This window comes from Pseudomonas sp. GW101-3H06 (genome assembly GCF_059424605.1).
The window spans coordinates 457,302-483,004 of sequence record NZ_JBWKZO010000001.1 but is presented as its reverse complement, the minus strand read 5'-3'; the positions used below and the strand labels follow the sequence as shown (position 1 = coordinate 483,004).

Annotated in this window: 25 protein-coding genes; 12 read left to right on the top strand and 13 right to left on the bottom strand. The window is 58.8% G+C overall.

Going from position 1 to position 25,703, the window contains the following annotated elements:
- Positions 1-154 precede the first annotated feature (154 nt).
- The gene (locus tag AC07ZE_RS02260) at positions 155-592 is read left to right on the top strand and encodes a YkgJ family cysteine cluster protein (RefSeq protein ID WP_207260668.1); all 438 of its coding nucleotides are present in this window, start codon (positions 155-157) and stop codon (positions 590-592) included.
- Between the two features lie 144 nt (positions 593-736).
- On the opposite strand, the gene typA is transcribed toward AC07ZE_RS02260, so the two are convergent.
- Both typA and thiI read right to left on the bottom strand, forming a co-directional pair.
- Complete coding sequence (gene typA, locus AC07ZE_RS02255) at positions 737-2,557, bottom strand: translational GTPase TypA (protein WP_096513849.1); 1,821 nt, start codon at positions 2,555-2,557, stop codon at positions 737-739.
- A gap of 139 nt (positions 2,558-2,696) precedes the next feature.
- Positions 2,697-4,151 (bottom strand): tRNA uracil 4-sulfurtransferase ThiI, encoded by a 1,455-nt coding sequence (thiI, locus tag AC07ZE_RS02250; protein WP_095192291.1) that lies wholly within the window; start codon positions 4,149-4,151, stop codon positions 2,697-2,699.
- Between the two features lie 328 nt (positions 4,152-4,479).
- Here thiI and glnA point away from each other — a divergent pair, with 328 nt between their 5' ends.
- From glnA to ntrC, 4 genes are all read left to right on the top strand, one after another.
- On the top strand, positions 4,480-5,886 hold the full coding sequence (glnA, locus tag AC07ZE_RS02245; RefSeq protein ID WP_095192293.1) for a type I glutamate--ammonia ligase: 1,407 nt from the start codon (positions 4,480-4,482) through the stop codon (positions 5,884-5,886).
- Positions 5,887-6,169: 283 nt separating this feature from the next.
- A complete protein-coding gene (locus tag AC07ZE_RS02240) occupies positions 6,170-6,679 on the top strand; it encodes a DUF4124 domain-containing protein (protein WP_207260665.1) in 510 nt (169 codons plus the stop codon).
- Positions 6,680-7,043: 364 nt separating this feature from the next.
- Positions 7,044-8,129: a nitrogen regulation protein NR(II) gene (gene glnL, locus AC07ZE_RS02235; RefSeq protein WP_207260662.1), complete on the top strand. Its 1,086-nt coding sequence runs from the start codon at positions 7,044-7,046 to the stop codon at positions 8,127-8,129.
- Positions 8,126-9,562: a nitrogen regulation protein NR(I) gene (gene ntrC, locus AC07ZE_RS02230; protein WP_056852210.1), complete on the top strand. Its 1,437-nt coding sequence runs from the start codon at positions 8,126-8,128 to the stop codon at positions 9,560-9,562. The genes glnL and ntrC overlap by 4 nt, the downstream gene beginning before the upstream one ends.
- Before the next feature lie 550 nt (positions 9,563-10,112).
- Here the strand turns inward: ntrC and AC07ZE_RS02225 are convergent.
- A complete protein-coding gene (locus tag AC07ZE_RS02225) occupies positions 10,113-10,553 on the bottom strand; it encodes a hypothetical protein (protein ID WP_137804064.1) in 441 nt (146 codons plus the stop codon).
- Between AC07ZE_RS02225 and trmL the strand changes: the two genes are divergently transcribed.
- Positions 10,552-11,007 carry a tRNA (uridine(34)/cytosine(34)/5-carboxymethylaminomethyluridine(34)-2'-O)-methyltransferase TrmL gene (gene trmL / locus AC07ZE_RS02220; protein WP_207260659.1) on the top strand — a complete coding sequence of 152 codons (456 nt, stop codon included), beginning with the start codon at positions 10,552-10,554 and terminating at the stop codon, positions 11,005-11,007. The two genes, AC07ZE_RS02225 and trmL, sit on opposite strands and share 2 nt — an antisense overlap.
- A gap of 131 nt (positions 11,008-11,138) precedes the next feature.
- Here trmL and secB read toward each other — a convergent pair whose 3' ends face one another.
- Genes secB through AC07ZE_RS02205 form a run of 3 tightly spaced genes read right to left on the bottom strand, consistent with a single transcriptional unit; the run spans position 11,139 to position 12,337 of the window.
- Entirely contained in the window at positions 11,139-11,624 is a 486-nt protein-coding gene (gene secB / locus AC07ZE_RS02215) for a protein-export chaperone SecB (RefSeq protein ID WP_207260644.1), read from the bottom strand.
- A 43-nt stretch (positions 11,625-11,667) separates the two neighbouring features.
- Positions 11,668-11,922, bottom strand: coding sequence for a glutaredoxin 3 (gene grxC, locus AC07ZE_RS02210; RefSeq protein WP_137804061.1), 255 nt, complete (start codon positions 11,920-11,922; stop codon positions 11,668-11,670).
- Position 11,923: 1 nt separating this feature from the next.
- Positions 11,924-12,337 (bottom strand): rhodanese-like domain-containing protein, encoded by a 414-nt coding sequence (locus AC07ZE_RS02205; protein ID WP_095192299.1) that lies wholly within the window; start codon positions 12,335-12,337, stop codon positions 11,924-11,926.
- A gap of 153 nt (positions 12,338-12,490) precedes the next feature.
- On the opposite strand from AC07ZE_RS02205, the gene gpmI reads away from it, so the two are divergent.
- The 5 genes from gpmI to AC07ZE_RS02180 all read left to right on the top strand — a co-directional run bounded on the left by gpmI (position 12,491) and on the right by AC07ZE_RS02180 (position 19,126).
- Positions 12,491-14,020: a 2,3-bisphosphoglycerate-independent phosphoglycerate mutase gene (gene gpmI, locus AC07ZE_RS02200; protein ID WP_095192300.1), complete on the top strand. Its 1,530-nt coding sequence runs from the start codon at positions 12,491-12,493 to the stop codon at positions 14,018-14,020.
- A 229-nt stretch (positions 14,021-14,249) separates the two neighbouring features.
- On the top strand, positions 14,250-15,542 hold the full coding sequence (locus tag AC07ZE_RS02195) for a murein hydrolase activator EnvC family protein (protein WP_207260642.1): 1,293 nt from the start codon (positions 14,250-14,252) through the stop codon (positions 15,540-15,542).
- Between the two features lie 31 nt (positions 15,543-15,573).
- Positions 15,574-16,893 carry a S41 family peptidase gene (locus AC07ZE_RS02190; RefSeq protein ID WP_207260639.1) on the top strand — a complete coding sequence of 440 codons (1,320 nt, stop codon included), beginning with the start codon at positions 15,574-15,576 and terminating at the stop codon, positions 16,891-16,893.
- A gap of 2 nt (positions 16,894-16,895) precedes the next feature.
- Positions 16,896-17,672, top strand: a complete 777-nt coding sequence (locus tag AC07ZE_RS02185) for a divergent polysaccharide deacetylase family protein (RefSeq protein WP_207260636.1) — start codon at positions 16,896-16,898, stop codon at positions 17,670-17,672.
- A gap of 113 nt (positions 17,673-17,785) precedes the next feature.
- Positions 17,786-19,126 carry a Vps62-related protein gene (locus AC07ZE_RS02180; protein WP_207260634.1) on the top strand — a complete coding sequence of 447 codons (1,341 nt, stop codon included), beginning with the start codon at positions 17,786-17,788 and terminating at the stop codon, positions 19,124-19,126.
- Here AC07ZE_RS02180 and AC07ZE_RS02175 read toward each other — a convergent pair.
- The 7 genes from AC07ZE_RS02175 to AC07ZE_RS02145 form a co-directional block, all read right to left on the bottom strand.
- Positions 19,107-19,862 (bottom strand): substrate-binding periplasmic protein, encoded by a 756-nt coding sequence (locus AC07ZE_RS02175; protein WP_095192305.1) that lies wholly within the window; start codon positions 19,860-19,862, stop codon positions 19,107-19,109. The two genes, AC07ZE_RS02180 and AC07ZE_RS02175, sit on opposite strands and share 20 nt — an antisense overlap.
- Positions 19,863-20,031: 169 nt before the next feature.
- Positions 20,032-20,802 carry an imidazole glycerol phosphate synthase subunit HisF gene (gene hisF / locus AC07ZE_RS02170; RefSeq protein WP_007897430.1) on the bottom strand — a complete coding sequence of 257 codons (771 nt, stop codon included), beginning with the start codon at positions 20,800-20,802 and terminating at the stop codon, positions 20,032-20,034.
- A 9-nt stretch (positions 20,803-20,811) separates the two neighbouring features.
- Complete coding sequence (hisA, locus tag AC07ZE_RS02165) at positions 20,812-21,549, bottom strand: 1-(5-phosphoribosyl)-5-[(5-phosphoribosylamino)methylideneamino]imidazole-4-carboxamide isomerase (protein ID WP_207260631.1); 738 nt, start codon at positions 21,547-21,549, stop codon at positions 20,812-20,814.
- Positions 21,550-21,591: 42 nt separating this feature from the next.
- The gene (locus tag AC07ZE_RS02160; protein WP_207260628.1) at positions 21,592-21,852 is read right to left on the bottom strand and encodes a DUF2164 domain-containing protein; all 261 of its coding nucleotides are present in this window, start codon (positions 21,850-21,852) and stop codon (positions 21,592-21,594) included.
- Positions 21,853-22,491 carry an imidazole glycerol phosphate synthase subunit HisH gene (gene hisH, locus AC07ZE_RS02155; protein WP_207260625.1) on the bottom strand — a complete coding sequence of 213 codons (639 nt, stop codon included), beginning with the start codon at positions 22,489-22,491 and terminating at the stop codon, positions 21,853-21,855.
- Positions 22,491-23,084: an imidazoleglycerol-phosphate dehydratase HisB gene (gene hisB / locus AC07ZE_RS02150; protein ID WP_024778052.1), complete on the bottom strand. Its 594-nt coding sequence runs from the start codon at positions 23,082-23,084 to the stop codon at positions 22,491-22,493. Before hisB ends, hisH begins: the two co-directional genes overlap by 1 nt.
- Positions 23,085-23,376: 292 nt before the next feature.
- Positions 23,377-25,038: an OFA family MFS transporter gene (locus tag AC07ZE_RS02145; RefSeq protein WP_207260622.1), complete on the bottom strand. Its 1,662-nt coding sequence runs from the start codon at positions 25,036-25,038 to the stop codon at positions 23,377-23,379.
- 227 nt (positions 25,039-25,265) lie between these two features.
- On the opposite strand from AC07ZE_RS02145, the gene AC07ZE_RS02140 reads away from it, so the two are divergent.
- Positions 25,266-25,670, top strand: a complete 405-nt coding sequence (locus AC07ZE_RS02140) for an acetyl-CoA sensor PanZ family protein (RefSeq protein ID WP_207260619.1) — start codon at positions 25,266-25,268, stop codon at positions 25,668-25,670.
- Positions 25,671-25,703 lie beyond the last annotated feature (33 nt).

Here is a 25,703-nt window from a genome sequence, read left to right as displayed (position 1 = left end):
CATTACATTGTCGGTTACATCAATCAATGCAGGGGCCGTGCCGGATTAGCGGTTTGCTGGACGACGCAGAAAAAATCTGGCGAAAGGTTGTTCAAAAATCCACCAGTCCCGGTATGATCGCGCGCCCTGATGCATACACCTGGTAAAACCCTCGATGATGAAGCCCAACCTGATTGCCGCAGCCGAGATCGATCGTCTCGATACCTGGGCCAAATATTCGGCCCCGATGTGCGGCTCGTGTATCTCCAGCTGCTGCACGCTGCCGGTGGAGGTCAAGATCAAGGACCTGGTCCGTATCGGCGTGGTCGACGAATTCGAGCTGGGCGATCCGCCCAAGAACATCGCCAAGCGTCTGCAGAAGGAAGGATTGGTCGAACGCTTCAACCAGAAATCAGGCATCTTCACCCTCCAGCGCATGAGTAACAACGATTGCTACTATCTGGATCGTAAGAGCCGTCTGTGCACTATTTATGAAAAGCGCCCCGACACTTGCCGCAACCACCCGAAAATCGGCCCGCGGCCTGGCTATTGCGCGTACAAGCCCAAGGAAGTGGAGCGTGAGAAGAATTCGCGGAGTATTGAACGGTTCTGATCCGTTCTGAATTTTTTGGCGGCTGATCGGCCGCCTTCGCGAGCAGGCTCGCGAAGGCGCCAGCACAATCAACCTATATACTCCAGACAAACAAAAACGCCCCCGGCCTTTCGACCGGGGGCGTTTTCGTTCAGCCGGGGCTATTTACGCCTTGGCTTTCTTGGCAGCGCGGGTACGCTCGCTTTCGTCAAGAATTTTCTTACGCAGGCGAATCGACTTTGGAGTCACTTCGCACAACTCATCGTCCTGGATGAATTCCAGAGCCTGTTCCAGGGTGAAGCGAACAGGTGGAACCAGGGCGATGGTTTCGTCTTTACCCGAAGCACGCATGTTGTCGAGCTTCTTGCCCTTGGTAGGGTTAACGCCCAGGTCGTTGTCACGGCTGTTCAGACCAACGATCTGACCGTTGTAGATTTCCTGACCGTGTTCAACGAACAACTTGCCACGTGCCTGCAGGGTTTCCAGGGAGTAGGTCAGCGCCTTGCCGGTTTCAACCGAAACCAGAACGCCGTTCTGACGGCCGGACATGTCGCCGGACTTCATCACGTCGTAACGGTCGAAGATCGAGGTCAGGATGCCAGCACCGTTGGTCAGGGTCAGGAACTGGTTACGGAAACCGATCAGACCGCGAGCAGGGATGTTGTATTCCAGACGTACACGGCCCTTGCCATCCGGCACCATGTTGGTCAGGTCGCCCTTACGCAGGCCCATCTCTTCCATCACCTTGCCCTGGGATTCTTCCGGCAGGTCGATGGTCACGTTTTCGTACGGTTCGTGCTTCACGCCGTCAACCAGACGGATAATCACCTCCGGACGACCTACAGCCATTTCGAAGCCTTCGCGACGCATGGTTTCGATCAGTACCGAGAGGTGCAGCTCACCACGGCCGGACACCTTGAACTTGTCAGCCGAGTCGCCTTCTTCAACGCGCAGTGCAACGTTGTACAGCAGCTCTTTGTCCAGACGTTCCTTGATGTTACGGGAAGTCACGAACTTGCCTTCTTTACCGCAGAATGGCGAGTCGTTTACCTGGAAGGTCATGGAAACGGTTGGCTCGTCAACGGTCAGAGGCTTCATCGCCTCTGGAGTGTCCTGCTGGCACAGGGTGTCGGAGATGAACAACTCGTCCATACCGCTGATGCACACGATGTCGCCGGCAGCTGCTTCTTCAACGTCGACACGGTGCAGACCGTGGTGCCCCATCAGCTTCAGGATACGACCGTTACGCTTCTTGCCGTCAGCACTGATCGCCACAACCGGGGTGTTCGGCTTGACGCGACCACGAGCGATACGGCCAACGCCGATAACACCCAGGAAGCTGTTGTAGTCCAGTGCGGAAATTTGCATCTGGAACGGACCGTCACGGTCAACAGCCGGCGCCGGTACGTTGTCGACGATCGACTGGTACAGCGGGGTCATATCATCAGCCATTTCGTTGTGGTCCAGACCGGCAATACCGTTCAGGGCCGAGGCGTAGACGACTTTGAAGTCCAGCTGTTCTTCGGTGGCACCCAGGTTGTCGAACAGGTCGAAGATCTGGTCCAGAACCCAGTCCGGACGCGCGCCTGGACGGTCTACCTTGTTGATGCACACGATTGGACGCAGGCCGGCTTCGAAAGCCTTCTTGGTCACGAAACGGGTTTGCGGCATAGGGCCGTCTTGAGCGTCAACCAGCAGCAGAACGGAGTCGACCATCGACATTACGCGTTCAACTTCGCCGCCGAAGTCGGCGTGGCCCGGGGTGTCCACGATGTTGATGTGGTAGCCGTTCCAGTTGATGGCGGTGTTTTTCGCCAGAATGGTAATACCGCGCTCTTTTTCCTGGTCGTTGGAGTCCATCACGCGCTCGTCGTTGAGCTCGTTGCGCTCCAGGGTGCCGGATTGACGCAGGAGTTTGTCTACCAGGGTGGTTTTACCATGGTCAACGTGGGCAATGATGGCGATGTTGCGTAGATTTTCGATCACTTGTGTATCTCGATCAGAGGATTCGGTGTGCTGACAAGTCTTGGCAGCGATTAACAGTAGCGTCCGTGAAAGCCGTTACAGCTTGACGGTGGCATCGGGGGGCCGGTGACGCAGGCCACAGGCAAACAGCCCCGGGCACTTAGCTCGGTCGATAAACGCGCACATTGGCATGCCCCTCACTGAGCAAATGGTGGGCATGCAGGCGACTCATCACGCCTTTGTCGCAATACAGCAGGTACTGGCGAGTAGGGTCCAGTTCCTTGAAACGAGCGTTCAGTGCATAAAACGGCATCGTTTGTACCTCGATACCAGCGAGTTCCAGCGGGTCATCCTCGGCGGCATCCGGGTGACGGATGTCGATCACGATCTGACCGGCCAGCGCTTCGCTGACTTCTTCAATCTGCAAGTCCTGGCCCAATTCATCGATCACACGATCGATCGGCACCAGCTTGGCGTTCTCGAGCGCACGCTCAAGGACTGCCATGTCGAATTCTTTCTCTTCGTGCTCCACGCGGTAGCGCTTGGCGGCTGTCTTCGGGTTGACCGAAATGACCCCGCAGTACTCCGGCATGTGCCGGGCGAAATCGGCGGTGCCGATTTCATTGGCCGTGTCGATGATGTCCTGCTTGTGGCTGGCGATCAGCGGACGCAAGACCAGCTTGTCGGTCACGCAGTCGATCACGGACAGGTTCGGCAACGTCTGGCTCGACACCTGGGAGATCGCCTCACCAGTTACCAGCGCTTCGATGTGCAGTCGATCGGCAATTTGGGAGGAAGCGCGCAACATCATACGCTTCAATACTACGCCCATATGACTGTTATCGACTTTGCCGAGAATTTCTCCCAGCACTTCCTCGAACGGCACACTGACAAATAACACGCGTTGCGAGCTGCCGTACTTCTTCCAGATGAAATGCGCGACTTCCATGACGCCCAGTTCGTGGGCACGTCCGCCCAGGTTAAAGAAGCAGAAATGCGCCATGAGCCCGCGGCGCATGATCTGGTACGCCGCGACAGTGGAGTCGAAACCGCCGGACATCAACACCAGCGTCTGCTCCAGCGCGCCCAGCGGATAACCGCCGATGCCATTGTGCTGGCTGTGGATCACGAACAACCGTTGGTCGCGAACTTCAATGCGGACTTCGATTTCCGGCTTTTTCAGGTCGATCCCGGCAGCACCGCACTGACGGCGCAACTGGCTGCCGACATATTTCTCGATATCGATGGAGCTGAATGGGTGCTTGCCGGCGCGCTTGCAACGTACCGAGAAGATCTTCCCGGCCAGCGCATCACCGTAGTGCTGCTTGCATTTTTCGACGATGTCGTCGAAATCGCCCAACGGGTATTCGTCGATCTGCAGGAAGTGCGCGATGCCGGGCATGCAGCTCAGGCGCTCGCCCATCTCTTTCAGGGCCTTGGGGTCGCTGACGCGGGTTTCCAGCTCGAGGTTGTCCCATACGCCGTTCACCACCACAGCCGGGTCCAGATCGCGGAGCACGGCACGGATGTTCTTGGCCAATTGGCGGATGAAACGCATCCGTACCGGGCGGCTCTTGATGGTGATCTCGGGAAAGACTTTTACGATTAGTTTCATGAAAACAGCGCGCGCTGGGCCAGCCGAAAAAGGGGGGCGCGGATTATAGCGGAAATTGCTCAAGGTTTAACCAGTTAATGTGCAGAAGGTTTTGCGCGCACCAAAACAGGTCACTTTCCGCTTTCCACGCTACATTAAGGGGCGAGAATTTCTCCTTTAAGACGCTTTGCACCTCTATAAGCGTGAAAATGGGGCAAAAAACCCATGCTGGGGCACTGGCATGCAATTTGCTCCCTTGTGAGGCAGGTTGCCTTGGCAGAGTATTCGCGCCGGCATCACAAACATTTAAGGGCATCCACTACCCGCCCTAATCCACCCGGAGGACACTATGTCGAAGTCGGTTCAACTCATCAAAGATCATGACGTCAAGTGGATTGATCTGCGCTTCACGGACACCCGCGGCACTCAGCACCACGTGACCATGCCGGCTCGCGACGCGCTGGATGAAGACTTCTTCGAAGTCGGCAAGATGTTCGACGGTTCCTCCATCGCCGGCTGGAAAGGCATCGAAGCCTCCGACATGATCCTGATGCCGGACGACAGCACTGCCGTACTGGACCCGTTCACCGAAGAGCCGACCCTGATCCTGGTCTGCGACATCATCGAACCTTCGAGCATGCAAGGCTACGACCGCGACCCACGTGCGATCGCCAAGCGCGCCGAAGAGTACCTGAAGTCCACCGCCATCGGTGACACCGTGTACGCCGGTCCAGAGCCAGAGTTCTTCATCTTCGACCAAGTGAAGTTCAAGTCCGACATTTCCGGCTCCATGTTCAAGATCTACTCCGAACAAGGTTCGTGGATGTCCGACCAGGACGTGGAAGGCGGCAACAAAGGTCACCGTCCAGGCGTCAAAGGTGGCTACTTCCCGGTTCCGCCGTTCGACCACGACCACGAAATCCGCACCTCCATGTGCAACGCACTGGAAGAAATGGGCCTGACCGTCGAAGTTCACCACCACGAAGTGGCAACTGCCGGCCAGAACGAAATCGGCGTCAAGTTCAACACCCTGGTGAAGAAAGCCGACGAAACCCAAACCCTGAAGTACGTCGTGCACAACGTTGCCGATGCCTACGGCCGCACCGCTACCTTCATGCCTAAGCCCCTGTACGGCGACAACGGCTCGGGTATGCACGTTCACATGTCGATCTGGAAAGACGGCAAGAACACCTTCGCAGGCGAAGGCTATGCCGGCCTGTCCGATACCGCCCTGTACTTCATCGGCGGCATCATCAAGCACGGTAAGGCCCTGAACGGCTTCACCAACCCGGCTACCAACTCCTACAAGCGTCTGGTTCCAGGCTTCGAAGCACCGGTAATGCTGGCCTACTCGGCTCGTAACCGTTCCGCTTCGATCCGCATTCCTTACGTGTCGAGCCCGAAAGCCCGCCGTATCGAAGCGCGCTTCCCGGATCCGGCTGCCAACCCATACCTGTGCTTCGCAGCACTGATGATGGCTGGCCTGGACGGTATCCAGAACAAGATCCACCCTGGCGATGCCGCTGACAAAAACCTGTACGACCTGCCGCCTGAAGAGGCCAAAGAGATCCCACAAGTTTGCGGCAGCCTGAAAGAAGCCCTGGAAGAGCTGGACAAAGGTCGTGCGTTCCTGACCAAAGGCGGCGTGTTCTCCGACGACTTCATCGACGCTTACATCGCTCTGAAAAGCGAAGAAGAAATCAAGGTACGTACCTTCGTACACCCACTGGAATACGACCTGTACTACAGCTGCTAATCCAGTGACGCCTGCGCAAGCGGCGTAAAAAAAGAGGCCTTCTTCGGAAGGCCTTTTTTATGCCCGCGATTTAACGATCACTGAGGATCCTCTGTGGGCGCGGGCCTGCTGGCGAAGAGGGCTGCACATTCAAACCAGTTGTCGCCTGCAAGTCCGCCTTCGCGAGCAGGCTCGCTCCCACAGGGGGACAGCTGGCAAATCCATATCCAATTGTTAACAAGCTAGGCCAACCACTCCTCCTGTCCTATGCTGCACCCCATCGCTTTCGTTTCCGGTCGATTTTATGGGTCGTGGTTTTCTCTTCATCCTGCTACTGATCGCCCTGCCCGCCTCAGCGCAGATCTACAAGTACACAGATGCCGGCGGCAATACCGCCTACAGCAATCAACCGCCGGATGGCGTGAAGGCTCAGCCGGTCAAGTTGCCAGCGCTCAACAGTGTTGGAACCCAGCCAACCGGCAGCCCCTCACCCGCCGCTGAAGCCCGCGAACAACCTCAGAGCGCCTACGAGGTACTCGAACTCACAGGCCTGCCCACCACCGAAGCCCTGCGCGCGAATAACGGCACGTTTACCGTCAATGTGCTGATCAAACCACACCTGGAAGGCCCGCATCTGTTCCGGCTTCTGCTGGACGGCAAGCCTTATGGCCAACCAGGCAATGTACCGGCCCTGCAACTGGTGAACATCGACCGTGGCCTGCACAGCCTCGCGGTGCAAGTGATTGACGGCGTAACCGTGATCCAGCAAAGCCCCACCGTGACTTTTACCGTGCAACGGGTACACAAGCGCTGAAGCCCTGACTGCTGATTGCCTGCCTGTTCGCACTGCCTGCACCAGCGCAGAGGTCTTCACGTCCATGACTACGGCCATTGGCCGGAATGTCCGCTCGTCGATAAACCCGCCGAAGAAAAAAGCCGGCTCCTGCCAATCTTTTACCTTCACCCCGCATTGCGCACTATATTGGTGCGAACGGTTGCACCGCAGTCGAAATCCAACCCATTTTGGTTCGAAAGTACCCGCCAAGTTCGGTCGAACGCCACGCAATCGAGCGTCAAACGCCCGTTTCAGGCGTTGAACGCTTCTTTTCGGAGCCTTGGTTTGGTTTTTGCAGTTTCCTTGTATCAGCTCTTAATTCATGCGCCAAAAGAGGTCCTGAATGACCATCAGCGACGCACTGCATCGTTTGCTACTCGACAACCTGACGACCGCCACCATCCTGCTCGACGCCGAGTTGCGACTCGAGTACATGAACCCGGCGGCGGAAATGCTTCTGGCCATCAGCGGCCAGCGAAGCCATGGTCAATTCATCAGCGAGCTGTTCACCGAATCCACCGAGGCACTGAATTCGTTGCGTCAGGCGGTCCAGCAGGCACATCCGTTCACCAAGCGTGAAGCAATGCTCACCGCGCTCACCGGCCAGACCCTGACAGTGGATTACGCGGTCACGCCGATCCTGAGCAATGGCGACACGCTGCTGCTGCTTGAAGTACATCCCCGCGACCGCCTGCTGCGCATCACCAAGGAAGAAGCGCAGCTGTCGAAGCAGGAAACCAGCAAGATGCTGGTGCGCGGTCTCGCCCACGAAATCAAGAATCCGCTGGGCGGTATTCGTGGCGCGGCGCAGTTACTCGCCCGTGAACTGCCGGAAGAAAGCCTGCGCGACTACACCAACGTCATCATCGAAGAAGCCGACCGCCTGCGTAATCTGGTAGATCGTATGCTCGGCTCCAACAAGCTGCCTTCGCTGGCCATGTGCAACGTCCACGAAGTGCTGGAGCGCGTCTGCCATCTGGTCGAGGCCGAAAGCCAGGGCTGCATCACTTTGGTGCGCGATTACGACCCAAGCATTCCCGATGTATTGATCGATCGCGAGCAGATGATCCAGGCCGTGCTGAACATCGTGCGCAATGCGATGCAGGCCATCAGCAGCCAGAACGAGTTGCGCCTGGGCCGCATCAGCCTGCGCACCCGCGCCATGCGTCAATTCACGATAGGCCATGTGCGTCACCGCCTGGTGACCAAGATCGAAATCATCGACAACGGACCGGGCATTCCTGCGGATCTCCAGGAAACCATCTTTTTCCCCATGGTCAGCGGTCGTCCGGACGGTACCGGGCTCGGCCTGGCCATTACCCAGAACATCATCAGCCAGCACCAGGGCCTGATCGAATGTGACAGCCACCCCGGCCACACCACTTTCTCGATCTTTCTGCCACTGGAACAAGGAGCCACATCGACATGAGCCGTAGTGAAACCGTGTGGATCGTCGATGACGACCGTTCTATCCGTTGGGTCCTGGAAAAGGCCTTGCAGCAGGAAGGCATGACCACGCAAAGCTTCGACAGCGCCGATGGCGTAATGAGTCGTCTGGCGCGCCAGCAGCCGGACGTGATCATCTCCGACATCCGCATGCCCGGCGCCAGCGGCCTGGATCTCCTGGCGCGGATTCGCGAACAACACCCCCGGCTGCCAGTGATCATCATGACGGCGCACTCCGATCTGGACAGCGCTGTCGCGTCCTACCAGGGTGGCGCGTTCGAATACCTGCCCAAGCCTTTCGACGTCGACGAAGCGGTTTCCCTGGTCAAACGTGCCAACCAGCACGCCCAGGAACAGCAAGGCCTGGAAGTCGCTCCGACCCTGACCCGCACCCCGGAGATCATCGGCGAAGCACCGGCGATGCAAGAAGTGTTTCGCGCCATCGGGCGCTTGAGCCACTCCAACATTACCGTGCTGATCAACGGCGAATCGGGAACCGGTAAAGAACTGGTGGCCCACGCCCTGCACCGCCACAGTCCACGCGCGGCTTCGCCATTTATCGCGCTGAATATGGCGGCAATCCCGAAAGACCTGATGGAGTCCGAGCTGTTCGGGCACGAAAAAGGCGCGTTCACCGGTGCCGCCAATCTGCGTCGCGGGCGCTTTGAACAGGCGGATGGCGGCACGTTGTTCCTCGACGAAATCGGCGACATGCCGGCCGACACCCAGACCCGCCTGCTGCGGGTACTGGCCGACGGTGAGTTCTATCGGGTTGGCGGACACGTACCGGTCAAAGTCGATGTACGGATCATCGCCGCGACCCACCAGAATCTGGAAACCCTGGTTCACGCCGGGAAATTCCGTGAGGATTTGTTCCACCGTCTCAACGTGATCCGCATCCACATTCCTCGCCTGTCGGACCGTCGTGAAGACATCCCGACCCTGGCCAAGCACTTCCTCAGCCGCGCCGCGCAAGAACTGGCCGTCGAGCCGAAACTGCTGAAGAGCGAAACCGAGGAATACCTGAAAAACCTGCCATGGCCCGGCAACGTGCGTCAGCTGGAGAATACCTGTCGCTGGATCACCGTGATGGCTTCCGGTCGCGAAGTGCACATTGGTGATCTGCCGCCGGAGCTGCTGAGCCTGCCGCAGGATTCGGCACCGGTGACTAACTGGGAGCAGGCGCTGCGACAGTGGGCCGACCAGGCCTTGGCCCGTGGTCAGTCGAGCTTGCTGGACAGCGCCGTGCCGGCCTTCGAGCGGATCATGATCGAAACCGCGCTCAAGCACACTGCAGGCCGTCGTCGCGACGCTGCGGTTTTGCTGGGCTGGGGACGTAATACTCTGACACGCAAGATCAAGGAATTGGGAATGAAGGTTGATGGTGGGGACGATGATGAGGGGGATGAAGGTTAAATAGCCTGGGCTCTTCACTGACCGTCACACCCCATTCGCGAGCAGGCTCGCTCCCTCAGTGGATTTGCAGTGCGCACCTTCGAGTGAGTACTGCCGAACCTTGTGGGAGCGAGCCTGCTCGCGAAGCTTTTGGGGCCACTGTGCACCGCCCGAATGCACCGTGAACCGCAATCGCGCACGGTAACCGATCCGAAATCCCGCCTCCGTTCGCAATCGAACCCCTATCGAAAAAACACGAAAGCCCCGAATTACGGGGCTTTCAGCGTTTACACGCGCCTTTCTGTTTCAGCTTGTTAAAACCTGGCACGCCCCCTGCAATAGTCTCATCAGTGATTCAGTTCACTACCCAGTTTCGGGGACCTTGGTACAGGCAGGCCGGGGATTCCCCTCTTTACACCGGGCTCACACCGCATAAGCGACGAGCCCTGCCGTTTTGGGGTCCTTGGTACAGGCAGGCCGGGGATTCCCTCTTTACACCGGGTTCACGACGCCATGCGCGAACCCTGCCCTTTTGGGGACCTTGGTACAGGCAGGCCGGGGATTCCCTCTTTTATTGCTCTCGGAGATGGATCTCCAGCCGCCAGCGGTCATCGACTTCGCTGCCGGTCCACTCCCCTTGCAGGGGCCGGGCCGCCACCGCCGTCAACAACAACCCCCCGTCACTCGAACGCACCCGCCAGTTCACGCTTTTGTCGTTGAGCTTGAGCTGGCCTTGCTGCGCCTTGCCTTGCGCTTCGAACAACAACGCGACGCTGCCGTCGACGATCTCGCCGTGAGTCTTGGGTTCGTTGTTGAACCACACCACCAACCCGTCATTCGTCACCTCGACCTGCTGCAATTCGCTGGGGTCGGGTGTGGTCAGGCGACCGATCATCAGCCCCACCATCACCCCGACAATGGCCAGCGAAGCCATCACCCGCGGGAATAGTTTCGAACGAGGGTCGGGTTGCGGCGTAGAATGCCGCTCATCTTTACCTTCGGAGCCGTGCATGTTTCACGTCATCCTTTTTCAACCAGAAATTCCGCCGAATACCGGCAACGTTATCAGGCTGTGCGCCAACAGTGGCTGCCACCTGCATTTGATCGAACCGCTGGGCTTCGAGATGGACGACAAGCGCCTGCGCCGCGCCGGCCTCGATTATCACGAGTATGCCACCCTGCAACGCCACGCGGACTTGGCCAGCTGCCTGGAAAGCCTGGGTAACCCACGAGTGTTCGCCTTCACCACCAAGGGCTCGCGACCGTTCCACGACGCCAGCTTTGTGGAGGGCGATGCGTTCCTGTTCGGCCCGGAAAGCCGGGGTCTGCCGGCCGAAGTGCTGGACGCCCTGCCCGGCGAACAACGCTTGCGCCTGCCAATGCGTGAAGGCTGCCGCAGCCTGAACCTGTCCAATACCGTGGCGGTAGCCGTTTACGAAGCATGGCGGCAGAACGGCTTCAAATAACACCGCATAATAAATGTGGGAGCGGGCTTGCTCGCTAATGTGGTGTGTCAGTCGATTTCAATCTTGACTGATACACCACATTAGCGAGCAAGCCCGCTCCCACATTGGACTCGCTTCGACACTCAGACCGCTTACTGAACGGTAGGTGTCTCGCCCGCTGCCTGCATGCGTTGCAGTTCTTGTGCGTACAGCGCGTCGAAGTTCACTGGCGCCAGCATCAGAGCCGGGAACGAGCCACGGGTCACCAGGCTGTCCAGCGCTTCACGGGCATACGGGAACAGGATGTTCGGGCAGAACGCACCCAGGGTGTGGCTCATCGAAGCGTCGTCCAGGTTCTTGATCAGGAAGATCCCGGCCTGTTGCACTTCGGCGATGAACGCCACTTCTTCACCATTCTTCACGGTGACTGACAGAGTCAGAACGACTTCGTGAAAATCGTTTTCCAACGCCTTTTGACGGGTGTTCAGATCCAGACCGACGCTCGGCTCCCACTGCTGGCGAAAGATCGCCGGGCTTTTCGGGGCTTCGAAGGACAAGTCACGTACGTAGATGCGCTGCAAGGAGAATTGCGGTGCGGTTTCTTCTTCGCTAGCTGCAGTGTTCTGTTGGTCAGTCATCTCAGATCCTTTCTGATCTTGGGTCTTTTATTGGGTACGGTGTTCAGGCCTTGAGCATCGCGTCGAGCTTGCCGGCGCGCTCCAGGGCAAACAAATCATCACAACCACCGACATGGGTGCTGCCGATCCAGATCTGCGGCACGGACGTACGTCCGGCTTTCTGAGCCATGGCGGCGCGCACCTGTGGTTTGCCATCGACCTTGATCTCTTCGAAGGCCACGCCTTTGTTCTCGAGCAGGTATTTGGCTCGCGAGCAATAAGGGCAGTAATCGCTGGAGTAGACGACGACGTGGCTCATATCACTTCACCAATGGCAGATTGTCGGCTTTCCAGCTGGAAACACCACCGGACAGCTTGGCGGCGGTGAAGCCGGCCTTAACCAGTTCGCGAGCGTGGGTGCCGGCGGTCTGGCCCATGGCGTCGACCAGGATGATGGTCTTGGCCTTGTGTTTTTCCAGTTCACCAACGCGGGCAGCCAGCTTGTCGTGAGGAATGTTCAGCGCGCCAACAATGTGACCGGCGGCGAAGTCCTTGCTCGGACGGATGTCGATCACCACGCCTGCGTCTTTGTTGACCAGGCCCGTCAGTTCGCCAGTGCTCAGGCTGCGGCCGCCGCCTTGCAACTGATAGGCAATCAGCAGTGCCAGCAGTACGACGAAGATACCGACGAGAATGTAGTGGTTGGTGGCAAATTGAATCAGGTTAGCAACCATCGAAGGAGGTTCCAGGGCGTTAAAATGTCGGCCAGTATACACAGCCCCCATGGTGGGCCAAACCCCGTCTGGCGGTGACGCGGCCGGAACTTCGCTTTAAACTGCGACTCCCTTTTTCCATCGCCTCTTTTAACTTAAGCCAGAGTGGATTCCATGACTACCACGCCCAAACCTTTGGTCCTGATGATTCTCGACGGCTTCGGTCACAGTGAAAGCCCTGAATCCAACGCGATTTTTGCAGCGAAGAAGCCCGTACTGGACCGTCTATGGGCCACTGTACCCAACGGCCTGATCTCGGGCAGCGGCATGGACGTCGGCTTGCCGGATGGCCAGATGGGTAACTCCGAAGTCGGCCACATGAACCTCGGCGCCGGGCGCGTTGTGTACCAGGACTTCACTCGCGTCACAAAATCGATTCGCGACGGCGAGTTCTTCGAAAACCCGACCATCTGCGCCGCGGTGGATAAAGCCGTTGCCGCCGGCAAGGCCGTGCATTTCATGGGCCTGCTGTCCGATGGCGGCGTGCACAGCCACCAGGATCACCTGGTGGCCATGGCCGAGCTGGCCGCCAAACGCGGCGCTGAAAAAATCTACCTGCACGCCTTCCTCGACGGCCGCGACACGCCACCGAAAAGCGCGCAATCGTCGATCGAACTGCTCGACGCCACCTTCCAGGCGCTGGGCAAAGGCCGCATCGCCAGCCTTATCGGTCGTTACTATGCGATGGACCGTGACAACCGCTGGGATCGCGTGTCCCAGGCCTACAACCTGATCGTCGATGGCGCTGGCGAATTCAACGCCGCCACCGCGCAGCAAGGCCTGCAAGCCGCCTACGAGCGGGGCGAGAGCGACGAGTTCGTCAAAGCCACTTCTATCGGCGAGCCGGTGAAAGTCGAAGACGGTGACGCCGTGGTGTTCATGAACTTCCGCGCCGACCGTGCCCGCGAGCTGACCCGCGTTTTCGTCGAAGACGATTTCAAGGAATTCGAGCGCAGCCGTCAGCCAAAACTGGCCGGTTTCGTGATGCTGACCCAATACGCCGCCAGCATCCCAGCGCCATCGGCCTTCGCTGCCGGCAGCCTGGAAAACGTGCTGGGCGACTACCTGGCAAAAAACGGCAAGACCCAGCTGCGCATCGCTGAAACCGAGAAGTACGCTCACGTGACCTTCTTCTTCTCCGGCGGTCGCGAAGAACCCTTCCCGGGCGAAGAACGCATTCTGATTCCATCGCCTAAAGTCGCCACTTACGACTTGCAGCCGGAAATGAGTGCGCCGGAAGTCACCGACCGTATCGTCGATGCCATCGAAAACCAGCGTTACGACGTGATAGTAGTCAACTACGCCAATGGCGACATGGTTGGCCATAGCGGTGTATTCGAAGCAGCGGTGAAAGCCGTGGAGTGCCTGGATCAGTGCGTCGGCCGCATTGTCGATGCCCTGGAAAAAGTCGGCGGCGAAGCACTGATCACCGCCGACCACGGTAACGTCGAGCAGATGTCCGACGAAACCACCGGTCAGGCGCACACCGCGCACACCACCGAGCCCGTGCCGTTCATTTATGTCGGCAAGCGCGACCTCAAGGTTCGCGAAGGCGGCGTGCTGGCGGACGTGGCACCGACCATGCTGAAGCTGCTGGGCCTGGAAAAACCGGCGGAAATGACCGGTACATCGATTCTGGTATAAACCGGACTTACCAACGCCGCAATACCCTGTGGGAGCGAGTCTGCTCGCGAATACGGACTGTCAGTCGACATCAACGTTGCCTGACACACCGCTTTGGCGAGCAGGCTCGCTCCCACATTGGTCTTCAGTGTTTTTCGGGCCAGTTATCACACAACCCCAATTGGGCGTTTTTTTTGCAGCGTGGGGCGGGCATACTAGGCTGTCCCTTTCCCTGGTGTCGCCCGCCTCTATGCTTCGCGTCCTGATAGCCCTTGCTCTGACTTGCCTGCTCCAACCGGCCTTCGCTGACGAGCGCGCGCAAACCCAACAACAGTTGGACGCCACGCGTCAGGACATTGCCGAGCTGAAAAAGCTGCTGGGCAAGCTGCAGGAAGAAAAATCCGGCGTGCAGAAGGACCTCAAGGGCACCGAGACCGAGATGGGCAAGCTCGAGAAGCAGGTCGATGCCCTGCAAAAAGAGCTGAAGAAGAGCGAAACCGAGCTGCAGCGACTCGATGCGGAGAAAAAAAAACTCCAGAGCGCACGTACTGAACAGCAAAGACTGATCGCGATCCAGGCCCGGGCGGCTTACCAGAACGGCCGTCAGGAATACTTGAAACTGCTGCTCAATCAGCAGAATCCTGAAAAATTCGCCCGTACCCTCACCTATTACGACTACCTGAGCCAGGCCCGCCTGGAGCAGCTGAAGAATTTCAATGAAACCCTGCGCCAACTGGCCAACGTCGAGCAGGACATCGCCAAGCAGCAGGCCCAGTTGCTGGTGCAGAAAAGCAGCCTCGACAGCCAGCGCGATGAACTCGACAAAGTCCGCCAGGAACGCCAGCAAGTCCTGGCCAAGCTCAATGACGACGTGAAAGCCCGCGACCAGAAACTGGCAGCCCGCGAGCAGGATCAGGCAGACCTGTCTAAAGTCCTTAAAACCATTGAAGAAACCCTGGCCCGCCAGGCTCGTGAGGCAGAAGAGGCGCGGCAGAAAGCGCTGATCGCCCAGCAGGAAGCCGAAAAAAAGCGTTTACGTGAGGCTCAGGCTCAAGCAGAGGCCACTGACGCCCCACGCAAACCCATCAAATCGACACCCGGCGCTCTGGTTTCAAGTTCAGGCGAAACCTTCGGCGGACCTTTTGCTTCAAGCCGCGGCAAACTTCCATGGCCTGTCGACGGTCGACTGCTTGCACGCTTCGGTGAAAGCCGTGGCGACGATGCCCGGACCAAGTGGGACGGGGTGATGATCGGCGCATCGGCTGGCAGCGCGGTGCATGCGGTACACGGTGGTCGCGTGGTGTTCGCCGACTGGTTACGTGGCGCCGGCCTGCTGGTGATTCTGGATCACGGCAACGGTTTCTTGAGTCTTTACGGTCACAACCAGACACTGCTCAAATCGGCGGGTGACGTGGTAAAAGCCGGCGAGTCCATCTCCACTGTCGGTAACAGTGGTGGGCAGGACACGCCAGCATTGTATTTTGCGATTCGTCAGCAGGGTCACCCGAGTGATCCGGCGCAATGGTGTCGCGCGCAAGGATAAGCGTGCCATCCAATTCAGGAGTTCGTTCGACATGCTGCATTTGTCCCGCCTTACCTCGCTGGCCCTGACGATCGCCCTGGTGATCGGCGCGCCCCTGGCGTTTGCCGCTCAACCGGCCCCGGCGATCGCGCCTGCGGGCACTGCCGCGACCACCAAGGCGCCATTGCCGCTGGAAGAGTTGCGCACCTTCGCCGAGGTCATGGATCGGATCAAGGCCGCGTATGTCGAACCGGTGGATGACAAGACCCTGCTGGAAAACGCGATCAAGGGCATGCTCAGCAACCTTGATCCGCACTCCGCCTACCTGGGACCGGAAGACTTCGCCGAGTTGCAGGAAAGCACCAGCGGTGAGTTCGGCGGCCTGGGCATCGAAGTCGGCGCCGAGGACGGTTTCATCAAGGTGGTATCGCCAATCGATGACACCCCGGCCTCCAAGGCCGGCATCCAGGCAGGCGACTTCATCGTCAAGATCAACGGCCAGCCAACCCGCGGCCAGAGCATGACCGAAGCCGTGGACAAGATGCGCGGCAAGATCGGCCAGAAGATTACCCTGACCCTGGTACGTGACGGCGGCACACCGTTCGACGTGACCCTGGCCCGCGCGATCATTCAAGTGAAGAGCGTGAAGAGCCAGCTGCTGGAGTCCGGCTACGGCTACATCCGCATTACCCAGTTCCAGGTCAAGACCGGCGAAGAGGTCTCAAAGGCCCTGGCCAAACTGCGCAAGGACAACGGCAAGAAGCTCAACGGCATCATCCTCGACCTGCGCAACAACCCGGGCGGCGTGCTGCAGGCGGCAGTGGAAGTGGTCGATCACTTCATCACCAAAGGTCTGATCGTCTACACCAAGGGGAGGATCGCCAACTCCGAGCTGCGTTTCTCGGCCACCGGCAAGGACGAAAGCGAAGCCGTACCATTGGTTGCCCTGATCAACGGCGGCAGCGCCTCGGCTTCGGAAATCGTCGCCGGCGCCCTGCAGGATCAAAAACGCGCGGTCGTCATGGGCACCACCAGTTTCGGCAAGGGTTCTGTGCAAACCGTGCTGCCGCTGAACAACGAGCGCGCGCTGAAAATCACTACAGCGCTGTACTACACACCGAACGGTCGCTCGATCCAGGCCCAGGGCATCGTCCCGGACATCGAAGTACGCAAGGCCAAAATCACCAGCGAGCAGGACAGCGACTACTTCAAGGAAGCCGATCTGCAAGGTCACCTGGGCAATGGCAACGGCGGTGCCGACAGACCGACCGGCACCGGCGGCAAGGCCAAGGCGATGCCGCAGGATGACGATTACCAACTGGCCCAGGCCCTGAGCCTGCTCAAAGGGCTGAGCATCACGTCCGGCCGCTGAGGATGTGCCTGCGCGTCATCCTCGTCCTATTGTGCTGCCTGGCGGGCACTGCTCACGCAGATCCCGCCGGGTCGACGCCTCACAAGGCCTACCTGAGTCTGATCATTGATGACCTGGGGCAGAACCTGCCCCGGGATCGCCGCGTCCTGGCCCTACCCGGCCCGGTGACCACGGCGATCATGCCCGATACACCCCACGCCACCGAATTTGCCCGCGAAGCCCATCGCGCCGGCAAAATCGTCATCCTGCACATGCCCATGGACCCGGCCACCGGCCCCTTCGCCTGGCACCCCGAACTGCCCACCGAAGAGCTCGAAAAACGCCTGAATGCCGCCTTCACAATGGTGCCTTACACCGCCGGCATCAATAACCACATGGGCAGTCGCATGACCGCGCAACCCGCCGCCATGGCGTGGTTGATGGGCGAGCTTCAGCGTAGGCACAAGTTTTTCGTCGACAGTCGCACCAGCGCACAGACCGTGGCAGCGCAACAGGCACAGAAGATCGATCTGGCGAGCGTTTCACGGGATGTATTTCTTGATGACGAACCCACCGAAGCAGCGATCCATATCCAGCTGCAAACGGCGATCAGCCTGGCGCGCAAACAGGGGTCAGCAGTGATGATCGGCCATCCTTATCCACAAACCCTGGCAGTGCTGGAGCGGGAACTGCCGAAACTCAAGGCGCAGGGGATTGAGTGGATCGATATCCGGCAGATGATCAGCGTGCGCGGCAATCGCGCCATGAGTGCCCATGGAAAGGACGGAGTTTATCGGTAACAACCCGCCACCCACCTATAAATAGTTACCACCCGCCACCTCTCCCAATTCCAGATATTGAGACCTGCAACAGGTCGCGACTCTGAGTCGCTTTTCAATTATCAGGAATGACCATGAACACCGAGAACAATGTCGCAACAGCTGCAAGGCAAATGGAACCGATAGAATTCGGTAATCTGTTGATCAACTTTACGACTGAATTTAATCGAATCTGGGACAGTAGGGGCTCCGGTTCGAAACCTGCAAGTTTTTGGCGCCCGACCCCCGCTCCTGACTTGCTACCGGGGTATTTTCCACTCGGCGATATCGCTATTCCCGGATACGGCAATATCAACGGGAACACGATTGTGGCTGTCGTCTGCGAAGGTGTTCCGAAGGACGGAGACACGTCGATAGGCAAAGCGCTCTGCCCGCCTGATGATTTTGAACGGGTCTGGAGAGATTCAGGCTCAGGAGCCGCCGCGGACTGCACCATATGGCGCCCTGTTCCTCCCGCCGGCTATGTGGCACTGGGACTGGTGTGTTCCAATGGCCGCGATAAACCATTGTCCAATACCGTTCGCTGCGTCCGGGCGGATCTGGTGGTCGCCTCACACATCAGCAACAGGATCTGGAGCGATAGTGGCAGCGGTGCCAGTCAGGACTTCAGCGCCTGGGCCATTGCGCCGCCAAGTGCGGCAGCGGGAGAGATTTACCTTTCTCCCGGCACCTTTGTCGGAGCCAACAGCCATACCAGACCAGCGACAGATGACGCCGCTTATTCATTGCGTGCGCGTATCCCATTGCAGGTTGATGCCGCTCCCGAGGCCCCAAGCCTCTCCAGCTTCGAACCGCCTGCACCTGAAGAAATGGCCAAGATCACTCACACGGCCCGACTTCCCTGGTTCGCGGTCAAAGATCCGCAGCTGACCCCCCTTGAGCAATTCCACGCATCAGCGTTCTACCGCCTGGAAAGGTCGGACCGGTATGTGCTCGTCGGACATGGCCATAACACTTCAATTGCCAACCGGAACTACAGATGGACAGCGCCACGACTCCAAACGATTGAGTCCCTGGAAGCGTTCACGAATGTCACCACTATCAGGGTTGTAACCGAATGGCCGCTCTACGTTTCAAACCCAGAGCATCTGTTTCAGTTGATGAACGCTTCGATCAGATTCTCGGCGAGGTTGAGCAATGATTTCACCCACACTCAAGCATCGCCCAACGGCTGGCTAAACTCCGCCGCCGTGGAGGTCATTAGCCGCGTCGAGAAAAACAAATCCGTGGTGGCTTATCTGATGCAAAGTGACTACAGGCTACTGCGTGAAGACGGTACTCAGGTGGCGTCCGACATCCGTTACACCGATACCGACAGCCTTCACTTCAGCGAATACCCACCTGAAAAAAACAGCGAAGTCCTCAGCCCCAATCCGATGACAGAACCACCTGTAGCTACAGATACCGCGCCATGATGTCGTCCACCACGCCTTCCTTGCGCAGTTGATCCAGTGCAGCTTGCAGTTTGGCAACGGTTTCGTCCGGCACGTCCTTGTTCAGTGCCAGATAAAGCTCGGCGCTATTGAAGCGCAACACCGTTTTGAGCCCGGTCACGCCGTCCTGTCGAGCCAGGTAACGGCCGGCCGGGTCGCCTGTGGCCCACAGGTCGATCTGGCCGTTGACCAGTTTCTTCGCGTTGTCCTGATCGCGCAGCACAACGATTGGATTGAGTCCCTGCTTGGCCAGGGTCTCGGCGATCGCATCACCCTTGTAGGCGCCGATCTTGTATTTGCGCGCATCATTCAGGGTTTCGAGGGTGATCTTGCTGTCAGCCTTGGCCAGCATGATCCAGTCGTCCGGGCCGATCGGGCCGACCCATTTGAACAACTTTTCACGATCAGGTAGCCGCGCCATGACGAACACGCCGTATCCGGGCTTTTCCAGGGTGAGTTTGTAGATTCGCTCCCAAGGGAAACGCAGCGTCAGGCTGTAGGTAATGTCGGCGCGCTTGAAAATCTCACGGACGATGTCCGTGGCAATGCCACTGATGTTTTCGTCTTGCGCGAAGTTCTTGCCGTTCTTCGCCATGTTGTACGGCGGGAAGTTTTCCGTCAGCAACACCATGTCGGTGTCGGGATTGTCTGCAGCCTGCCCTCCACTGACAAACAACAGGGAAGCGCTGGCAAGGACGAGAAGAAGGCGTTTAAGCATGTCTGGCTACCGAAATCCATGGCGTACCCAAGAGTGCCTTGAGCCCGCCATGATGTCCACTGGCCTGTATTGGAATGTATAGGCTCTTAACGAAAACTCGCCGAGCGACGATCAGACGAACCTGTTTTTAACGCAGCATGATCGTCGCGCAGGCAGTTTTCGTAAGAACCTAGCGCATCACGATGCCGCGATGAGCCATATAGGCCTTGGCTTCCTGCACGGTGTATTCGCCGAAATGGAAAATACTCGCCGCCAACACTGCACTGGCGTGGCCTTCGAGAATGCCATCGGCCAAATGCTGCAAGTTGCCGACGCCGCCGGAAGCGATCACCGGAATGCCCAGTGCATCGCTGATGGCACGGGTTACACCGAGGTCGAAGCCGTTTTTCATGCCGTCCTGATCCATGCTGGTCAGGAGGATTTCACCGGCGCCCAGGCCTTCCATTTTCTTCGCCCACTCGACGGCGTCGAGGCCGGTCGGTTTGCGGCCGCCGTGAGTGAAAATTTCCCAGCGCGGGGTTTCGCCAGGGCCGGAAACCTTCTTCGCATCGATGGCAACGACGATGCACTGCGAACCGAAATGCTGCGCCGCTTCACCGACGAACTCCGGGTTGAACACCGCCGCGGTGTTGATCGAGACCTTGTCCGCACCTGCATTGAGCAGGTTGCGAATATCTTGCACGGTGCGCACGCCACCGCCGACGGTCAGCGGGATGAACACCTGGCTGGCCATGCGCTCGACGGTATGCAGCGTGGTGTCGCGACCATCGACGCTGGCGGTGATGTCGAGGAAAGTAATCTCGTCAGCACCCTGCTCGTCATAACGACGGGCGATTTCCACCGGGTCACCGGCGTCACGGATGTTCTCGAACTTGACACCCTTGACCACCCGGCCGTTATCCACGTCCAGGCAAGGGATGATGCGTTTGGCCAGCGCCATGGTCAGTCCTCAGCCTTTGTACGAATCGCAGAAAGCTTGTGCTTCAGCGACATCGAGAGTGCCTTCGTAGATCGCCCGACCGGTGATCGCACCGATGATGCCTGGCGCTCTGGCGTCGAGCAGCGTCTTGATGTCACCGAGGTTGTGGATGCCGCCGGAGGCGATCACCGGGATCTTGGTGGCAGCGGCCAACGCAGCGGTGAACGGCACGTTGCAGCCCTGCATCATGCCGTCTTTGGCGATGTCGGTATAAACGATAGCGGACACGCCGTCGGCTTCGAACTGCTTGGCCAGGTCGATCACCTGAACGGTGCTGATTTCAGCCCAACCGTCAGTGGCGACGAAACCGTCCTTGGCATCCAGGCCAACGATCACCTTGCCCGGGAACGCACGGCAGGCTTCGGCAACGAAGGCCGGATCTTTCACGGCTTTGGTGCCGATGATCACGTAGCTCACGCCCGCTTTCACGTAGTGTTCGATGGTTTCCAGCGAACGGATGCCGCCGCCGATCTGGATCGGCAGGTTCGGGTAGCGTTTGGCAATGGCGGTGACCACTTCGCCGTTGACCGGCTGGCCTTCGAACGCGCCATTCAGGTCGACCAGATGCAGACGACGGCAACCGCCCTCCACCCACTTGGCAGCCATGCTCACCGGGTCATCGGAGAACACCGTGGAATCTTCCATGCGGCCCTGGCGCAGACGAACACAGGCACCGTCTTTAAGATCGATAGCGGGAATAATCAGCATCTGGCAAACCTTCAAAATTGAATGTTCAGCTTGGCTCGGAAATCAGTTTTTCTCGAGCGCCCACAGGTCGCTTTCGATGCTTTCGAACCTCTCTTTGAGGTGCGCCTGCACATCGAAAATCGCCCTGTTGTAATAGTGCGGAGCAATTTCGCGGGTAAACAGCTCAAGAATTTCCGCCGCCTCGAATGAACCCAGGTCCAGTTCGAAGCGATCTTCCATGAACCGCTGAATCTTGTGATTGGCCTCACGCTCCTGTTCGGGCGTGAGGGTCAGGATCGGCGGTCTGGACTTCTTGACGGCCATTTACCAGCGACCGTCCCACGCAGCGAAGTTCTGCAAGAGTTGCAAGCCATGGGTATGGCTTTTCTCCGGGTGGAACTGCACGGCGAAACGCGAGCCGTCGGCCAGCGCTGCGGCGAAATCGACACCGTAATGACCGCCACCCACCACTTGGCGCGCATTAGCGGCAGCGATGTAGTAGCTGTGCACGAAATAGAAACGCGCCAGGTCCGGAATGTCGTGCCACAGCGGGTGACTCACCTTCTGCTGCACTTCGTTCCAGCCCATGTGCGGGACCTTCAGGTGTTCGCCGTCTTCGTGCAGGTCCTTGCCGAAGAATTTCACCGCGCCGGGAAACAGGCCGATGCAGTCGACGCCGTCGTTCTCTTCACTGGTGTCGAGCAAGGCTTGCATGCCGACACAGATGCCGAGGAACGGACGGTCCTGGCTGACTTCACGCACCAGCGAGTCGAAGCCGAGGCGACGAATCTCCGCCATGCAGTCGCGAATTGCGCCGACCCCGGGAAAAACCACCCGGTCGGCTTCGCGAATCACGCTGGCATCGCTGGTGATCAGCACCTTGCCGGCACCGACGTGCTCGAGGGCCTTGGCCACCGAGTGCAGGTTGCCCATGCCGTAATCGATAACCGCGACTGTCTGCATTACAGAACGCCCTTGGTCGACGGCATCTGACCGGCCATGCGGTCATCGAGCTCTACGGCCATGCGCAGCGCGCGGCCGAAAGCCTTGAACACGGTTTCGATCTGGTGATGGGTGTTGTGGCCACGCAGGTTGTCGATGTGCAGGGTGACGTTGGCGTGGTTGACGAAGCCCTGGAAGAACTCCTGGAACAGGTCAACGTCGAAACCGCCGACGGTGGCACGGGTATAGGGAACGTGCATCTGCAGGCCAGGACGGCCGGAGAAGTCGATCACTACACGCGACAGCGCTTCATCGAGCGGCACATAGGCGTGGCCGTAGCGACGGATGCCTTTCTTGTCGCCGATGGCTTGGGTGAATGCCTGACCCAGGGTGATACCGACGTCTTCCACCGTGTGGTGGTCATCGATATGCAGGTCGCCTTTGCTGACGATATCCAGGTCGATCAGCCCGTGACGGGCGATCTGGTCGAGCATGTGCTCAAGAAAAGGCACACCGATATCAAATCGGGCCTTTCCGGTGCCATCCAGGTTGATCGAGGCTTTGATCTGGGTTTCCAGAGTGTCGCGCTCGACTGACGCCTTACGTTCGGCCATCACCAGCTCCGCAAAATCATTGGGCGAAAAAGGCAACCATTATAGGGGCGCGGGCGCCAAACAGAAACACGAGAGGTGATATCGCTGACGGATAGAATCCCCGGCCGTCGGGGATAGACATGTCCATACAAGCCATTGGCATGGATCACAAAACAAATGTGGGAGCGAGCCTGCTCGCGAAAGGGGCTGCACATTCAACATCTCTGTCGACTGTCAGACCGCATTCGCGAGCAGGCTCGCTCCCACAGGGTTTGGTGTTGGCCTGAAGATACCAGGCCAGACCCTCAGCTTCTTAGTGGAACAGAACCGCCGTTTTCTGCAGGGTCACCCAGACACCCCACGCCAACGGAAGACCGACCACCAGCCAGGCTGCCACTGCCAGCGGCTTGGTGCCCGCGGCCGCTTTCCACTCCAGTGAGGTGCTGCTGTCAGCGCCTTTGTCGTGGCCCAGCGCCTGTTCGGCGGCCAGCTCGGCATCGGTCATGAAGTACTTGTCGGCCACCGGGCGCACCAGCAGGTTGCAGATGAAACCCAGCACCAGCAGGCCCGCCAGGATGTACAAGGTGATGTCGTAAGCCGCGGCACGCTCAACGCCGATGCTCAACTGATACTCACGCAGGTAGTTCACCAGCACCGGACCCAAGACGCCCGCCGCCGCCCACGCCGTCAACAGACGACCGTGGATCGCGCCGACCATTTGCGTACCGAACAGATCCGCCAGGTAAGCCGGAACGGTGGCAAAACCACCGCCATACATCGACAGAATGACGCAGAACGCCGCCACGAACAGCGCAACGCTGCCCAGGTGACCGAGGTTCGGAATCAGCGCATACAGGGCAAAGCCCAGGGCGAAGAACACGAAATAGGTGTTTTTACGGCCCAGGTAATCCGAGAACGATGCCCAGAAGAACCGGCCACCAATGTTGAACAGGCTCAGCAAACCAGTGAAGCCGGCAGCAATGGCGGCGATCGAGGCCAGTTGCGAAGCGTCCAGTTGACCAAACGCCAGATCGTTACCCAGCAACTTGCCACCGAAGACTTCCTGCAACAGCGGCGAAGCCATGCCGAGGATGCCGATACCGGCCGACACGTTCAGGCACAGCACCAGCCATACCAGGCGGAATTGCGGCGTTTTCCACGCAACGCTCACGTGCACATGACGGTTGGTGATCATCGTATTGGAGGCTTTTTTCGCCGGAGCGGTCCAGCCTTCAGGCTTCCAGCCGGTTGGCGGAACGCGGTAGGACAAGGCACCACCGATCATGAACACAAAATAGATCGCAGCCATTGCCACGAAGCTCTGCCACACGCCAACGCCTTCCGGCGAACCGAAGTGGCTCATCAAAGCCGTCGCCAGGGGTGCACCGACCATCGCACCACCGCCGAAGCCCATGATCGCCATGCCGGTCGCCATGCCGCGCTTGTCCGGGAACCACTTGATCAGGGTCGACACCGGCGAGATATAACCCAGGCCCAGGCCGATACCGCCGATGACCCCGGAGCCGATCCACATCAGCCAGATCTGGTGGGTATAGATCCCCAGCGCAGAAATCAGCAGACCACCACACCAGCACAGTGCCGATACGACACCAGCCTTACGCGGCCCGGCATGTTCCAGCCAGCCGCCCCAGATGGCTGCAGAGCAACCCAGGAAGATGAAGAACAGCGTGTAGATCCAGCCGAGCATCGAGATCGGCCAGTCGCATTGCGAAGAAAAGACTTGAGCGATGAAGCTCATGTCCGGCGCGCAAGCTACCGCTTTGGTGATGCCCAAGGCCTTGGACAGTGGCAGCCAGAACACCGAGAAGCCGTAGGCCATGCCGATGCAAAGGTGGATGGCCAGAGCGGCCGGTGGCACCAGCCAACGGTTGAACCCGGGCTTGGCGATGATGCGTTCCTTGGAAAGGAACGAGGGCTGGTCGGCATAGCCGTCCGCCGCGATACTCGTGGTCATTGTGTATCCCCCAATTATTAGTATGGTTCGCCAGCCACTCTTCACCCCCAGCCTTGTTGCACGCAGGCATGACTGTCTTTTTCAGGGCAAAGCTCCATTTTGGTGCGACATCAGGTCGCAGAAGGACCGACGAACGGGCGAAGGTTACCATTTGCACGTGACAGAAAAACCAAACTGATATCACCTTTTTCAATGTTGTCTGTTCTCGTACCTCAGAAGGATTGTCCATGCCCATCGTTGTCGAGTCGTTGAACGAAGCCACCAGCCAGGATCAGCAGGATCTGCAGAAAATCTACCGTGACGCTCCACAGTGGCTGTTTGCGCCATTTACAGGGGATACACAGCTGATCGAGGTCTGCCTGCGGGAAGGCTCGATGATCGCGGGGCGCTTCAACGATCGACTGTTGGGTGCGGCACGCCTGCAACGGCACCCGGACGTCTGGCATTTGTCTCAATTGTGTGTACGAAAAGTCACCCGACGCCGTGGCGTCGCGGAGCGACTGGTGCGTGAAGCACAGGCCATGGCCGCGCAATCCGGCGCCACTCTGCGCCTGCTGGCACCTGCCGGGCACTTGGAAGCCCAGGCATTGGCAGCCAAGTTGAACGTGCCGCTCGATGCCACGCCGGAGTGATCGATGACCGGTCAAACGTTTCGGGGCGCTATA